The 15,189-nt window shown below is 53.6% G+C and carries 14 protein-coding genes; 6 read left to right on the top strand and 8 right to left on the bottom strand.

The features are described 5' to 3' along the window. Positions 1-445 precede the first annotated feature (445 nt). Together C7459_RS04780 and C7459_RS23155 are read left to right on the top strand one after the other, a co-directional pair. The gene (locus tag C7459_RS04780; RefSeq protein WP_109686887.1) at positions 446-1,459 is read left to right on the top strand and encodes a methyltransferase domain-containing protein; all 1,014 of its coding nucleotides are present in this window, start codon (positions 446-448) and stop codon (positions 1,457-1,459) included. Between the two features lie 342 nt (positions 1,460-1,801). Next, positions 1,802-1,954, top strand: coding sequence for a hypothetical protein (locus C7459_RS23155; RefSeq protein WP_170119273.1), 153 nt, complete (start codon positions 1,802-1,804; stop codon positions 1,952-1,954). A gap of 66 nt (positions 1,955-2,020) precedes the next feature. Here the strand turns inward: C7459_RS23155 and C7459_RS04785 are convergent, their stop codons facing one another. Continuing rightward, entirely contained in the window at positions 2,021-3,403 is a 1,383-nt protein-coding gene (locus C7459_RS04785) for an MFS transporter (RefSeq protein ID WP_109686892.1), read from the bottom strand. Positions 3,404-3,515: 112 nt separating this feature from the next. On the opposite strand from C7459_RS04785, the gene C7459_RS04790 reads away from it, so the two are divergent. After that, on the top strand, positions 3,516-4,394 hold the full coding sequence (locus C7459_RS04790) for a LysR family transcriptional regulator (RefSeq protein ID WP_109686894.1): 879 nt from the start codon (positions 3,516-3,518) through the stop codon (positions 4,392-4,394). Positions 4,395-4,508: 114 nt separating this feature from the next. Here C7459_RS04790 and C7459_RS24115 read toward each other — a convergent pair whose 3' ends face one another. The 4 genes from C7459_RS24115 to C7459_RS04810 form a co-directional block, all read right to left on the bottom strand. Beyond that, positions 4,509-4,637, bottom strand: a complete 129-nt coding sequence (locus C7459_RS24115) for a hypothetical protein (protein WP_109686896.1) — start codon at positions 4,635-4,637, stop codon at positions 4,509-4,511. A 196-nt stretch (positions 4,638-4,833) separates the two neighbouring features. Beyond that, positions 4,834-5,325: a hypothetical protein gene (locus C7459_RS04800; protein ID WP_109686898.1), complete on the bottom strand. Its 492-nt coding sequence runs from the start codon at positions 5,323-5,325 to the stop codon at positions 4,834-4,836. After that, positions 5,322-6,140 carry a ParA family protein gene (locus C7459_RS04805; RefSeq protein ID WP_109686900.1) on the bottom strand — a complete coding sequence of 273 codons (819 nt, stop codon included), beginning with the start codon at positions 6,138-6,140 and terminating at the stop codon, positions 5,322-5,324. The genes C7459_RS04800 and C7459_RS04805 overlap by 4 nt, the downstream gene beginning before the upstream one ends. Before the next feature lie 111 nt (positions 6,141-6,251). Further along, on the bottom strand, positions 6,252-6,803 hold the full coding sequence (locus C7459_RS04810) for a histidine phosphatase family protein (RefSeq protein WP_109686902.1): 552 nt from the start codon (positions 6,801-6,803) through the stop codon (positions 6,252-6,254). Positions 6,804-6,925: 122 nt separating this feature from the next. On the opposite strand from C7459_RS04810, the gene C7459_RS04815 reads away from it, so the two are divergent. The 3 genes from C7459_RS04815 (at position 6,926) to C7459_RS04825 (ending at position 11,563) form a co-directional block, all read left to right on the top strand. Beyond that, positions 6,926-7,870 (top strand): aldo/keto reductase, encoded by a 945-nt coding sequence (locus tag C7459_RS04815; RefSeq protein WP_109686905.1) that lies wholly within the window; start codon positions 6,926-6,928, stop codon positions 7,868-7,870. A gap of 208 nt (positions 7,871-8,078) precedes the next feature. After that, positions 8,079-9,782, top strand: a complete 1,704-nt coding sequence (locus C7459_RS04820; protein WP_109686907.1) for a sensor domain-containing diguanylate cyclase — start codon at positions 8,079-8,081, stop codon at positions 9,780-9,782. Between the two features lie 254 nt (positions 9,783-10,036). Then, entirely contained in the window at positions 10,037-11,563 is a 1,527-nt protein-coding gene (locus tag C7459_RS04825; protein ID WP_109686909.1) for an aldehyde dehydrogenase family protein, read from the top strand. Between the two features lie 41 nt (positions 11,564-11,604). Here C7459_RS04825 and C7459_RS04830 read toward each other — a convergent pair whose 3' ends face one another. The 3 genes from C7459_RS04830 to hutI all read right to left on the bottom strand — a co-directional run bounded on the left by C7459_RS04830 (position 11,605) and on the right by hutI (position 15,178). Further along, the gene (locus tag C7459_RS04830; protein WP_109686911.1) at positions 11,605-12,831 is read right to left on the bottom strand and encodes an MFS transporter; all 1,227 of its coding nucleotides are present in this window, start codon (positions 12,829-12,831) and stop codon (positions 11,605-11,607) included. 80 nt (positions 12,832-12,911) lie between these two features. After that, on the bottom strand, positions 12,912-13,886 hold the full coding sequence (hutG, locus tag C7459_RS04835) for a formimidoylglutamase (protein ID WP_109686913.1): 975 nt from the start codon (positions 13,884-13,886) through the stop codon (positions 12,912-12,914). Next, a complete protein-coding gene (hutI, locus tag C7459_RS04840) occupies positions 13,883-15,178 on the bottom strand; it encodes an imidazolonepropionase (RefSeq protein WP_211320340.1) in 1,296 nt (431 codons plus the stop codon). Before hutI ends, hutG begins: the two co-directional genes overlap by 4 nt. Positions 15,179-15,189: the final 11 nt, after the last annotated feature.

Raw genomic sequence — 15,189 nt, forward strand, 5'->3', positions numbered from 1 at the left:
TCGGAGTACTAACATTCCAATTTACCCCAATCACTAATATCCACTTACGAACATATTGTCGGACTACATGATGTTGATTGTACACGGAACTAATTCATTATTTATGTAAGCGAAAATAAAAGGATGTATCCAGAGCGGAAAATAGAATATAATAGTGAAAACATTATCCCTTTGGTACCTTTACGAATTGCTAGTGATTCTAAAAATTCGATGTCGCAATATTCAGTACTACGTGAAACTGCCTTTGGGATTCTGTTTCGAGGAGGGATTCAGGTGGCTTTCTGAGATCGAAGCTACGGTGAGCAGACATTCCTTGCAAGTCGACCTGACACGAGAACGAGACGACCTGCTGGGCTGAAGACAACAGCCTCAGGTTGAAGCCCTCGCCAAGCACTTACAGCAAGTAGAGGAACAGATCAGAATGTAATTGGGGAGGAATTTAGGTATGAAGATGATCACGAACAAACAAGTCGAGCCGATGCAACCGGTCCAGATGTTTAACGGATATGTAGGGGCACACATGGCGTATGCCTTGCACCAGATCGGACTGTTCCATATCATGGGGCCACAAGTATCCATGACGGTGCCAGAATTGGCAGAACAGACGAAGTGTGACCAACCTCGCTTGGAAGGGTTGCTCCGGACGGGTAGCCTGCTCGGGTACTTTGAGTTTCAAGCGGACGGCACGGTACGCATGACGGCGATGGGGGAAGAGTTGCGCCGCGATCTTGGGTATTTCGTCTGGAGTGTCGGCGGATACGGCAAGATCTTCCAAGAGTTAGGGCAGTTGGCCACCACCTCGAAAGCTTGGGGGCATCTGCGCGACAACGGTTTGGTCGCGCTTGGGGCTGACATGTGCAACCGCAACCTGATGACCGATCTGCTCTATGAGGTGCTGGATGGACTGGAATTCACCCACATCGCGGATCTTGGGTGCGGCAACGGCGGACGTCTGGTGCAGTTCTGCCAGCGCTATCCACACATCCAAGGGGTAGGGGTCGACATCGCAGCGGCAGCCATCGAGCTGGCGGAGGCCAACGTGGTGCAACACGGCTTGGAAGATCGTCTGAAGATGATCTGCACCAACGCCCTCGACACGTTCCAGTCTGACAAATACCAAGACGTGATGGCGAACGTGGAAATCCTCAGTTGCTTCATGATGTTCCACGACCTCTACAACATCGACAGCATTCGTGATACGATCTTCGACCGCTTACGCAATGCCTTCCCGAATCTGAAATACTTCCTGATCGCGGACACTGTACAGATGTCGCGTGAGGAGGAAGATGCAAAACTGCCGATCTTCAACGTCGGGTATGAACTCGTACACGACTTTATGGAAGTGCAGATTCCGAGCAAGGGTGACTACGAACGTCTGTTCGTCGCATCCGGGCTGACGATTGAGAAGTGCATCGATTTTGGAACTCCGAATACGTATCTGTACTTGTTGCGCGTGTAGGACTGCGTGTGCATGAAAAAACGAAGACTCTGTGGAGTCTTCGTTTTTTTTTGTGACGGTGGAGACATTTCGCTCCGATACATCTGGATGCAGGCGACGAGGGTCTTGTGATACACGTTACAGCAGGATTGTACTGCTCGTTCTGACTTTTCCCTATTTGTGTAATAATTCATGCACAGTTCAATAAATTAATAAAATATACAATTTCTCATTGAACGCTATAATTAAATATGATAAAATAGGAGGGTGAATGATCGTTTTCATGAGGCATTGAACAACGTCACTCACAGGGCACCTCAGACATACATCCTAGAAAAATTCTCATGTAAAGGAGGTTGCTGAATGGAAAAGATGTTTGATCTCGACATTCTCGTCACACCCACTGTCAATCGTGGAGGCATGACTGCTAATGCTTCTGGCTCGGCAACTGATTTTTGCACAGGCATTTGCTTATCGACCTGGGCGACTTGTGGCTGTTTCCCTCAAGCCAATTAAGTCAAACAAAATTGCATGAGTACCGGCCATCACCATTCTGTACAGAACAGGTGATGGTTTTTTATGTTAGGAAACGGGTTGACCTGACTCCCGGCGCCGCCAACTCATGAACACCAAGGACAATGCAAGTACCGAGAGGATAACCCCTAGCAGTCGAAATCCCCCGGCGCTGAACGTATCTCCCATTAAGATACTTAGCAACAAGGAAGAGAGTATGGTTCCCAGATATCTCGATGTCATAAATAATCCGGATGCTACACCGATCATTTCTTTTGGAGAACTTTTGAACATGGCCGCTTGCATACCGACATTGTTCAACCCGTTGCTAATACCGAATGCAGCTAAAGCCAAACACACACTGGTAACCGGTGACGTTTGATTCAATGTCACGATCCACACGGACCCAAATGTCATCAGCAGACCGGAAACTAGCAATGCTGGTCGAGGTCCTGATTTATCGATCCATCGTCCTGCTAGAGGAGAAGCAACGAGCGAGCACAGGCCTAAACTGAGCATGAGAATCCCTGTTTGGAACTCGCTGACATGACGAACCATTTGCAAGTAGGACGGAAGCCCGAAAAAGAGCGAGTAATACAGTACGTTAACGAGTATGAATTCGACATTGACCCAAGTCATCGCAGGATACTTGGCGTATGTGCGCAAAGGAATAAAGGGTGACGTCGCTTTTAACTCATGTCGTACGAAAGCACCCAATGCAACGAGGCCGATCAGCCCGAGAATGACAGGCCCAGATGAGACATGACCAGATGATTTTGCTGACAGCAATCCAACGAGTAGGGCAACCAGACCCACTGTGAAGAGCAGAATCCCGAACGCATCAATCAAATCAAACCATTTGCGAACAGACATGTTGCGTGCAGCGGATGTTGGCGGTTCGTCCTTTGGAATAGTCCTCCAAGCTAGGAGAAAGCTCGCCACCACAAACGGAATATTGACGAAAAAGATAGCAGACCAATCCCACAAGTGAATCAAGACCCCGCCGATAAAGGGTCCAATGGCTGCCGCTCCTGACAGGAATATGGACAAAACGGATAGCGCAGTCGCTTGTTTCTCTGTAATATGAATTCGCACAATGGCCATTCCAACGGCAACCATCATGCTGGTTCCGATGGATTGCACAATGCGGAACACGATGAGCCACCCAAAGTTTGGTGAGAGTGGAGCTATTAATGATGCAACGAAGGCTACAACAAGACCGGTGAGAAAGATCTTTTTGCGACCGAATAAATCACTGGCCTTCCCCATGACAGGTTGAGCGATCGCACTCGCGATGTAGAAAGAAAAAATAACCCAGGAAACATCTGTAAAGTCAAGGTGGTACACATGTTGCAGCCTTGCAAGAGCAACCGAAATCATCGAAGAATTTAATGGGTTCAATAGCACCCCCAGTCCAACGGAAATCATCAACCACCTGCTGCGAGCATTCATTTTTGGTCCCCCCCAAGTGTATTGATGTCATCGTACTTGAAATCGGTTATTTATTCCAATGCATTTCATGTTATACTTTCATTGACTTGAGGGAATGAGTGGAGGGTACGAAATGGAACTTCTTCAACTGCAATATTTTCTCGCGGTAGCTCGATTGGAACATGTGACCGAAGCTGCACGAAGTCTGCACGTTACTCAATCGTCACTAAGCAAAACGATTCAACGCTTGGAGGAGGATCTAGGGGTCCCGCTATTCGATCGAATAGGGAGGAAGCTACGACTGAATGAGTTCGGAAGCAGATTCCTTCGTCGTGCAGAAAGAGCTTTGTTTGAATTGGAACAGGGGAAGCAGGAGCTTAGCGATTTAGCCAGCCCGGAACATGGCACACTCGAATTGGCGGTGACCACCGCAAGCACGTTGCCAAATATCCTTCGAGAGTTTCGGAAAAAGCGGCCCTATATCCAATTTCATGTGCAAATGCTGACCACGCAGGAAATGGTTACGCTTCTTCATCGAGGAGAGGTCGATTTCTGCTTGTCCTCACCTCCTATAAGAGGGGATGACATTGAATGTCAAATCGTGTTCCTCGACCCCATCCTTGTAGCAGTTCCCATTGGGCATCGGCTGGCAGACCGACGTAGCGTATCCTTGACAGAACTAAGGGATGAAGGGTTTGTCGGTGTCAAGAAAGGCTACGGTACTCGCGATTTAGTGGACTCTTTATGCAAATCGGTTGGATTTGTACCTAAATATGTGTATGAGGGGGATGAACCTGCAAGGCTAAGCGCGCTTGTGGAAGCCGAAATTGGCATAGCCTTCCTACCAAGCACGGCAAGGAATTCACGGGAACATATCAAATATCTCCAAGTAGAGAATCACGAATTGGTACGGGAGATCGCGTTATTATGGCACAGGAGTCGGTACACTTCGCGAGCTGCTCTGGAATTCCGTGAGGTCGTTGTCGAGTATTTTGGGGCGATATCCAAATAGTTAATTTTTGTGTCAACGGACACGGACAAGCGAGAACTTGGCCGAGGGGAATGCCTTTTTAGGTAAATCAACAACGTCCGATAATATATATTATGTTAACTAAAAAGAAAATGGCTAGTCTACATAACGGTTACCATAAGGAACATTATCGGACGTTGCAAAATAGCACCGATGCCAGAACTGCGCCCGAGAAATCTCCGCCGTCGCCACATCCTCCATCAGATTATACAGCAGCGAACACACCCCGAACCTCCCTCCACCACCAAGCGAAGTCGCTCACCCAGCTCCACCAAAATCCGCAAACCTCTGGTTTTTCGACGACGAGAACCACTTGCACACGCTGTGGAACCTCAACCGCATCTACGGCCCCCGTGATTGAAAAAAGCCAGATCCCACATAAGTGTGGAATCTGGCTCTTTTCTACTTAGCCGGAAAAAAACTACGACTCGACGATGCGATTGGTCATCCGCAGGAAGGAATCCACCTCTTTTTGATGTTTCGGTTGGGCTCGTTGAGGATGTTTCAAAAGTTTAAGTTCGGAGACGATCTCCTCCATTGATTCCGCTCCAATCGCTTTCAAGTAGCGTTCTCTGATCTCCACAATCGTTGACTTTGGATTGAGGTGAGGAACTTTCCGCGTGACAAACTCCGTCAGTTGCTGCTTGTTCGGGAATACTTTTCTCGATCTCAACAGCTCTTGCAGTTCCACTAGCAAGTCCTGCCGCTCTAGGTCCTGCTCTGAGATGATTGCCCGCTTCTGTTCCGTAGGATCGAACTCGACCATCACCCTCATCAGGTCGAAGAGATCCGTCAAAAAAGGGTCTTGGTCACGCCGTTGGAGCAACTGAATAACGACTTGAAACGTTTCTGCAGTATGCTGATTCCGCAAGCGCAACCCAGCTAGCAACAGATCGTTTGCCGCTTGGTTCATTTGATTCCCACGCTTTCCAAAAACTCATCGCCCACCTTGTAAAATTCCTGCATGACCGATTCGCGGGCATTGGGGGTCATGAAGATCGGCTTTCCTTGGCGAGTGCCTTTTAAGTAAGAGCGTGAATTGCGCACCTCATGTTCAAAAACTTTCCACCCATACTTCTGCGCGAAGCCCCGCACCGACTCCTGCGAAAGTGACTGCTCCGCCTCTTCGGAACTGTCCACTTCATTGAAAACAATTCCAGCGACCCTCACCCGGTGTTCACCATCGTTGAAGTCATTGAAATCGTTCAAACTTCTCGCCAGCAACGGTAGCCCGATCGTCGCCAATCGTTCTGGAACAACCGGCACGACGATATAATCGCTTGCTTGGTACCCGGCGATCGTCAAGATCGAATCGGTTGGCGGGCAATCGATCAACACCAAGTCGTACTCACGCTTGACCGCTGCGAGGAAGCGAGCAAGTCGGCGTTCCTTGGTCGTCGGGTTTTTCAACGTTTCCGACAGTTCGAGGCGAGATGGCAAGAGATCGATCAGCCCGCCATCATCCCCTTCTTCTTCGATCGGCAGGATAACTTCGCCCGGCATGCGAATGGGATTCTCAAAAATATCCGCCACAGAGAGTCGCTGTTGCTGAATAAACTCGCCATACCCGTCATCATGCAGAAACAACAGCGTGATATTCGACTGCGGATCGAGGTCGACGACCAACACTTTGTACCCTTTTTTGCAGGCATACCACGCGAGGTTGTACGTCAGGGTTGTTTTGCCGACTCCGCCCTTCATGTTGAGGGTTGAGACTACAGTGGTCATATGAGTACCCCTTTACCCGAAATTTGTCTCAAACTAGCTTATTCGAGCGTGTCCCTCGACATGAAAAAAGGTGCCGGAATCTTCCCGGCACCTCCCTATTCCCACTAAAAATTACTGATCCCACACCCGCTCAACCTTTGCCGACGCCAGATCATCGCCTTCAAACGTCAACAGGTATACGTCCGGATTGCTCAGCTTCTGCCACGATTCGAACCCGAATGAATCATCGAAGTACATCAGCAAGTGCGTCGTCAGCCCGCCGTGCGAAGCCAGCACCGTCGTATCCGCCCCCGATGCGAGGATGTCCTGCACCGACGCCACCGCGCGCTCCATCACTGTTCGACCCGACTCACCGCCCTCATAGCAGAGGTCGAGGTCCTCGTAGGCCGCCTGCAACAGCTCCATCCAGTTCGGCTCATCGTGTGCCGACAGTACGCGCTCACCAAGGCGTGCGTCCTGTTCAATCGCCAAACCGAGTCGTTGTGCCAACGGCTCCAACGATTGTACCGCACGCAGAAACGGACTCGCGACCAGCTTGTCCGCGCCTACTGCTTCCAATAAATCTGCCACTTGCACCGCCTGCTCCAAGCCTTCTGCTGTCAACGGTGCTTCCACCGACTGACCCGCCGCTTTGCAGTGCCGGACGACATAGATGCGTTTCATGGTTGCTCTCCACCTCTTCCCAGTCAATATCTCTACCCTAAACGCATGTGAAAAAGTTTGCAAGAGTGCCTTCATTTGTTATACTTTTTGAATTGACATTCGATAGCTAGGAGGACTTGCAGATGACAGCACAGACCATCCGTACCACCACATTGGGACCGAACGAGATCGAAGTCAGCGCGTTGGCACTCGGTTGCATGGGGTTGGCAGGCACATGGGACCCTGAGGAATTCTCAGCGGAACATTTGAAGCGCGGAATCACAGCGCTGGAAGCTGCCGTGGAAGCGGGCATCACATTCTACGACCATGCAGACATCTACGGCCGCACAATGAGCGAGAGCGTGTTCGGGGAGTTCCTCGACCTGAACCCAGGCCTGCGCGAACGTTTGTTCCTCGCGACCAAATGTGGCATCATCCTCGGCGATGAACAGACCCCTTATCACTACAACCTCTCCAAGTCCTACATCCTAGAGAGCGCCCACGGTTCGCTGAAACGCCTGCAAACCGACTATATCGACCTCTACCAAATCCATCGTCCAGACCCGCACACCCACCCGCGTGAGACAGCGGAAGCGCTCAACCAGCTCGTCCGAGACGGTGTCGCGCGCTCCATCGGGGTTAGCAACCACTTGCCTGCCCACGTGCAGGCCCTGCAAGCGTACCTCGACGTGCCGATCGTCAGTACCCAGCCTTCGATCTCCCTTTGGAACCAAGAGACGATGGACAACGGCGTCCTTGCGCAATGTCTGGAAAAAAACATCCGCCCGCTCGCCTACTCTCCACTTGGCGGTGGCGTACTGGCCGGCAAGAACTTGGAAAGCGTCCAAGACGACCTGCGCCTGCCGAAATTGCTCGCAGTGTTCGAGACGCTCGGTGAGAAATACAACGCCACCCCCGCGCAACTCAGCCTCGCTTGGTTGATGCAACACCCCGCAGGCATCATCCCGCTATTCGGCAGCAACAACCCAGACAACATCCGCGAAGCCGCTGAAGCTACCCGCCTCCATCTCAGCCATGAGGACTGGTACATCCTCTGGGCCGCCGGACGTGAAAAACCGCTTCCGTAATGCATTGATGGTACTTTAGACCCATAGTACGCTTCGATAAATTAGATCGAAGCGTACTTTATATTTTCCGCTACCACTACTTTGGTTAAATCGTTAGGCGTACTGAACCAGTGCAATTTACCCATATTTTTTTCTGGATTTGAAAAGGTGTTTGAGAATTTGCGGAGAATCTGTTTCTAAAGTAAGTCGTGGAAAGGGGAATCGAGCCTTGTCATTTAAGCAACTTGCGACTGGTACGACTCTTCTCGGCTTAGCTCTCGTTCTCATCGTCGCCATCTCGATTCAACCGAATCTTCACCCTCATGACGCCATGATCTTGATCCCGCTGCTGTTCGGGTTGTACGCGTTCACGGAGTTCTTCCCGCTCAAGCGAGACCAGTTCTCCATCTCGTTGCTACTCTGCGTGGATTTGGTGCTCTTTGTGAAGTTCGGTCTGGTCGCACTCGTGTTCACGAGCCAGATCGTTCATCTCTTCTCCAGATGGTACCGACAACGGAAATTTGAATTTTGGAAGACCCTGGCGAACAACGGAATGTTCTTGGTCGTCAACGGTGGGTCTGCCGCTACGTTCTACCTGCTAGGCGGCACCCATCATGACAAAATGTCTGTGAACCTCTTTCCATTGTTCGGATACTGTGCCGCACACTTTCTGGTGAATCACTTTTGCCTCTACTTGTACTTCCGCCAACTGGACGGCACATATTCGTTTCAGGCGCATCTAAACCGCACCAAGTTCGATATCTTCTCCACGCTGTTTGCAGCGAGCCTCGGCTTTCTCGTCATCATGCTCTATGAAGGAGACGGGCTGTACGGACTGATCGCTTTCGGGATGCCGATGGTGCTCTGTGTTTACGTCTTCAAGCTGTTCAATGACGTGTGGAGATCGAACGCGCTGTTTCGGAACTTAGCGGCCCTGACCGGGGACTTTTCCGGTGAACTAGAAGTTGAAGCCTTGTTTACCCGCGTGACGGAAGAATTGCCCAAATGGTTCGAACGTGTACATTGTGCAATCTTCCTCCGCCAGGGCGAGATGTTAGTCCCGATCTCCCACTCCACCGGATGTGATGCCCACAACCTCCACTTGTTGCATCGCTACCTCGCCCGCCATGAAGAGTCTTTGCTGACCGAATCCATGTTGACCAAGAGCCTTGGTGAAGACCCGGCGTTCGCTGGTTCGATGTACAATCTCTTGGCGGTCGCACCGTTTCGCTCCAGTCGAGACGATTACGGGTTCTGCTGCCTGCTCGCACAGAAAAGCAACGAATTCGACGCCACAACGCTCGACGCGGTCTCCATCCTCGCCAACCAGCTCTCCGTGTCCTACCACAATGCCATGCGCTACGAGAACGTGGAGAAGCAGAGCTTGTACGACGAACTCACCCAACTGCCGAACCATCGCTATGGCGAGAAGCGGCTCAGTGAAGAGATTCAGCGTCTGGACGGTCAGGCGCCGCTCTCCCTCCTGCTGATCGACTTGGATCATTTCAAGAAAATCAACGATACGTATGGACACGTAGCAGGCAACAAAGTCCTGCAAACCGTTTCGCGCACGTTTGAAGCTGTGCTCGGAGCACACGACTTTGTTGCCCGCTACGGTGGCGAGGAGTTTATCGCCGTCCTGCCCGGTTCCGATTCGGCCCGCGCCCTTGAAGTGGGCGAACAGATTCGTGCTCATGTCGGGGCCTTGCAAATTCCCGTGCCGACGATGGAGGGCGATCTGGTCACCATCCAACTGACCGTCTCGATCGGGATCGCCACCTGCCCAGATGATGCGGCCGATGGTTTGCAACTGTTGCGCTTCGCCGACCGTGCGATGTATGTCGGGGCCAAGCGTGCTGGACGCAACCGCGTAGCCCTCTACAGCGAGGAAAAGGAAAGCGCCACCCGCCCGCGTGAGGGCTCACCTGCCTAACAGCAAAAGACCTTCCTGCCCGTGTGGCGTGGAAGGTCTTTTAAGCTCTAGCGCTTGGCTTTTTGAAAGATCTCGAACAAGGCGATGAGGATGAAAAACACCCCGACTACCTCCAACCCACTCACAGCTATGAAAAAATCCGGATCGTTCATGTTCATCCGCATCAGCCTCCTCCTACTTGGTAGTAGATGATATGCAAGAGCGCCTCTGATCAAGTACAATAAGGGTAGAAGATTCGCACGAGGAGGAGTCCTATGAACAACCTCACCCAAATCAACCCAGCGACCGGCGAGACGATTGAAATCGTGCCTGAGATGAACGCAGATGAAATCAACGCCGCCGTAGAGCGTGCTCGTTCCGCTAGTCACGATTGGATGAACACCCCGTTGCACGAACGGCTCGGCCACATGAAGCGTCTGCGCGAGTACATCTCCGACCATGTCGAAGAGATCGCGAACAACCTCGCCGCCTACACAGGCAAGGTCTACACAGAAGCCGTGCTGCTGGAAATCTTCCCGGTCGTCGATCTGCTGGACTACTACGAGAAAAATGCATCGAAAATTCTATCTTCTCAGAAAGTGAAGACTCCGATCGTGTTTTTCGGCAACCACTCCTATCTCGAATACAAACCGATGGGTGTAGTCGCCGTCATCGCACCGTGGAACTTTCCCTTCCTGCTGTCCGTCTCCCCTGTGCTGTCCGCGCTGATCGCTGGCAACTGCGTTCTGCTCAAGCCCTCTGAGATCACTCCGATGGCTGGTGTGTTGATTGAAAAGATGTTTCAAGCGATCGGACTGCCCGACGGAGTCTTTCAAGTCGTGCACGGCGGTCGCGAGGCCGGCCGCCTGTTGACTGAGTCGCGCCCAGACAAGATCTTTTTCACCGGCAGTGTCGCCACGGGTCGCAAGATCATGGCAGCGGCTGCTGAACACTTGATCCCTGTCGAGTTGGAACTGGGTGGCAAGGACCCGCTGATCGTGTTCGCCGATGCGGATCTTGAACGCGCCGCCAACGGTGCGGTGTGGGGCGCTTTTGCCAATGCGGGTCAGGTCTGCATGTCGGTGGAGCGCGTCTATGTCGAAGCTTCTGTCTATGACAAGTTCCTCAGCCTCGTGAAGGCCAAAACGACCGCCATGCGCCGTGGCGTCGACTACGGTTCGATGACGTTCCCGCCCCAGATGGAGATCGTGCAGGAGCATCTGCGCGACGCTGTAGAGCGTGGGGCACAGATCGTGTGTGGCGGACAACCGGCTGGCGATGGCACGCTGTATTTTGAACCGACCGTGGTGACCGGGGTCGATCATTCGATGAAACTGATGATGGACGAAACGTTCGGGCCCGTGTTGCCGATCATGACGTTCCAAAGCGAGGAGGAAGCGACACGCCTCGCCAACGCGACGATCTACGGCCTCAACGCCAGCGTGTTCACCCGCGATCTCGACAAGGCCAAGCGCGTCACCCGCCAATTGGTCAGCGGCAACGTCTGCATCAACGAAGTGGTCACGTCGGTCGCCAACCCGCATCTCCCGTTTGGCGGGGTGAAACAGAGCGGCATGGGTCGCTACCACGGCCCGAACGGACTGCACACCTTCTCCCACCAAACTTCAGTGATGGCGAGCCCGGGCAAAAAGCCCCGCGAGATCTCCTGGCACCCCTACACACCGAAGCGCGAGGAAGCGATCGGCGCGTTGACCCGGCTGTTTTACGGACGTTCTCGCACCGAGGCGTTGAAGTCGTGGCGGGCGATACTCTCCGAATTTCTCGGCACCTATAGACGCTAAAAAAGCGACGGGTTGGCACATGCCAACCCGTCGCTTTTTGTTTAGGAAGCTTCCTCTGGTTTTGCGGTCTGAACCGGAATCAGTTTGAACAACGGTGCAACAGCGAGCACCCCGATCAGGAAACAGACGGCGGAGACCAAGTACGCGGTCGACAGAGAGGTCATACCTTTCAGCCACCCTGCCAAACTCATCGTCAGAACCATCGTCCCCATGAACAGCGGGTTGAGAATACCGTTCGCGCGACCGATGTATTCCTCCTCCGTCGAGGTCAACAGCATCGTGTTGATGGAGATCTGAATCATCGGCATCACCAACCCGCTGAAGAACTGCGCTGCCAAGGTCAGGTAGAGGTTCGTCGAGTACCCGATCACCGCGATGGTGATCCCCGAGACCGCCATGCCGATCGCCAGCATCACCTGCGGTGCCATTTTTTTCGTAATCCCCATCGCGAGGCCGCCGCCGACGATCATCGCCGCCCCGTTGATCATCAGCATCCACTGGAGGAATTCCTTGGGCTGACCCAATTGTTCGAGGACGACGAACACGCCAAGCGGTTGGATGATCCCAACCCCGAGACCCGCCGCCATAAAGCCACCGCACAAACTGCGCAGGATCGGCTTGGACAGCACATACTTGACGCCTGCCTTCATCTCATCCAGAACCGAAGTCTTCGCCGTGCGCTCCTCCGTAGGATCTGGAGGGAGGAACATCAGCGCAGCAGCCGACAGCAGGAACGCAACCCCCATGATCCCGACCGATACGTTGATGCCGTAGGTCTGGTAGACGAACGTCCCCAGCGCCGGGCCGATGATCATGAACATCGCGAACATCGTCTGGTACAACGCCATCCCTGTCTGCAACAGTTCGGCCGGCACGTGGATCTTGAACAGCTTCATCCCGGACGGTTGCGAGAACTGCGACAGGATCGCCGACACCAACGTAGCGAAGAAGATCACTTGCCACGTCCCGGTGACCAAGGTGAGCAACACCACGAACACGGAGATCGCGCTCAGGAAGTCACACCAGACCATCGTGCGCTTCGGTCGCCAGCGGTCCGCAAACGTACCTCCGATAAAGGAGAACAAGAAGATCGGCGCGAATTCCGCCACGGAAATCAGCGAAACCGCGACCTCATCATTGTTGGTTTTCTCCATGACATACAACAACACCGCAAAGTTCCGAATCCAGATGCCCATCTGCAAAAACAGACCGGATAACAGGATCGATTGTACGAACCGGTTGCGTAAAAAACTTGCCACATTACCCAAAACTGAGTACCCTCCTCATCTAACTACCCTTGCGTTCTGCCATCTAGTTTATCATATAAATGGCATTTGCAGTTCCGACTTTAGACGGAGGTTTCGCGTTGGCTGAACCCAGCGAGAAATGTCAGCATGAATTGCACGGTCATCCGCGTGGTGAGATTGCGCACATCGACGGTCGGATCGAATTCGACAAAATCGATGCCCTGCACCTGCGGCAGTGCCCCGAGGCGGTACAGCGCGTCCAATGCATCCCACGGGTTCATCCCGCCGGTGCCGACCGCCGGGCATCCTGGTGCATACGCTTGGTCGATCACATCGACGTCAAAGGAAACGAACAACGCCTCCGTCCCGTCACCGGCTAGCTCCAACGCTTGGTCGAGCACATCGTCGATGCCCAGTCGACGCACATCGCGCGACGTGAAGATGTGTACACCGTGGCTTTTGACATACTCATGATAGGCCTTGGAGTTCATGAAGCCGCGGATGCCGATCTGGACGATGTGCTTGCCCTCCACCACCCCGGATTCCAGCAGACCTCGGAATGGGGTGCCGTTGGTAGGGCCTCCATCCTCCAAGTTGCGGACATCGTGATGGGCATCGAAGTGGATGATCCCGATCTTTTTCTCTGGATAGCGGGCGGCGAACGCTTTGATCGACGGACAACTGGTCGAGTGGTCGCCACCGATCAGGATCGGGACGAGTTGCGGTTGCTGTTCATACAGCGTGTGCAGGCTCTCCTCGATCCGGCGGTGGCACTCGTGAATGTCGGTCGGATGCATCTGGATATCGCCAAGATCGCGCACGGCGAGGGTTTGCAGATCCACGCCGTACTCCAAACTGTAGGTGGTGAACGACTTGAACGCCGCACGTACAGCAGCCGGAGTGGTCGAAGCACCAGAGTGCGAGATCGACGGTTTGGAGAGCGGCAGGCCAACCAGCCCTGCCGCTAGTTTTTCCACGCCATCCCACTGGGTGATCCAGTGCGCCACTTTGGTTTCCATCTGGTCACGAAACGCCGCTTGCTCAGGCGTTTTTAAAAAAGGGATCTCTCGGCTCATGCCTCGCCCTCCCCGCTCACGATCGCGCGGTTCCAGACGAGGACACGCCCGTCCTTGATCACGCCGTGCGTGTGGTTGATTCCAAAGTGGTACGGGAGATACGCCAAGCTCGGGGCGTCAAAAATCGCGAGGTCCGCTCGCTTCCCGGCTTCAATCGTACCGATCTCAAAGCCGCGCCCCAATGCGTTGGCGGCGTTGATCGTGCAGGCGGTCAGGATCTCCTCAGGGGTCATCTTTAAATTGACAGAGGCCAACGAGATGATCAGTTGGATCGATTCCGTCGGGCAGGAGCCTGGGTTGTAATCGGTCGCGATGGCAACCGGCAAGTCGTAGCGATCGATCATGTCGCGGGCACGGGCATGCTCGGTCAGCCCAAGGTTGAAGGATGTGCCAGGCAGCAACACGGGGATCACGCCGCCCTCCGCCATCTCTTGCAACCCTTCATCGCTGCTCGCCAGCAAGTGTTCGGCGGAGATGGCGCCGACTTCAGCTGCCAGTTGTGCCCCGCCGAGCGTCACGATCTCGTCGGCGTGAATTTTTGGAATCAAGCCGTTGCGCTTGCCTTCCATCAAGATGTGCCGGGACTGTTCGATGGTGAACACGCCCTGCTCACAGAACACGTCGCAGAACTCCGCCAACCCTTCGTCCGTTACACGCGGGAGCATCTCGTCTACGATCAGGTCGACATACTCCTCCTCGCGGCCTTTGTACTCCGGCGGGACTGCGTGTGCGCCCATGAAGGTCGAGACGAGTGTGAGCGGGTGGTTTTCCTGCAAGCGTTTGGCAACGCGCAGTTGTTTCAGTTCGTCCTCCAGCGTAAGGCCATAGCCGCTTTTCGCTTCGACGGTGGTCACACCTTGGAGCATCATCTCATTCAGGCTGGAAAGTGCTTTGCTGTACAGGGCATCCTCCGACGTGTTGCGGGTGGCGTTGACGGTGCTGTGGATGCCGCCGCCGCGTGCGAGGATTTCCAAGTACGGCACACCGGAGCGTTTCAGCGCCAGTTCGTGCTCACGGGAACCTCCGTGCACGAGATGCGTATGCGGATCGACCAGACCCGGTGTGACCAGACGGCCGCCAGCGTCGATCGTCGCCAGAATCTCCACGCCCTGTAGCGCGCCTTGAACTTCCTGTTCCTGCCCCACCCACGCGATGCGACCTGCATGAATTGCAACCGCCGCGCCTGCGATCACCTGCAGCTCCTGCATCTCGATCCCGCCGCGCGGGTGGTTCCCCAGCGGCGTGACGAGCGTTCCGATGTTGGTGACGAGGAGGTCTATCTGTTGCGGAATCTTGTTCAACG

The organism is Tumebacillus permanentifrigoris (genome assembly GCF_003148565.1).
In the GTDB taxonomy this organism is placed as follows: Bacteria; Bacillota; Bacilli; order Tumebacillales; family Tumebacillaceae; genus Tumebacillus; species Tumebacillus permanentifrigoris.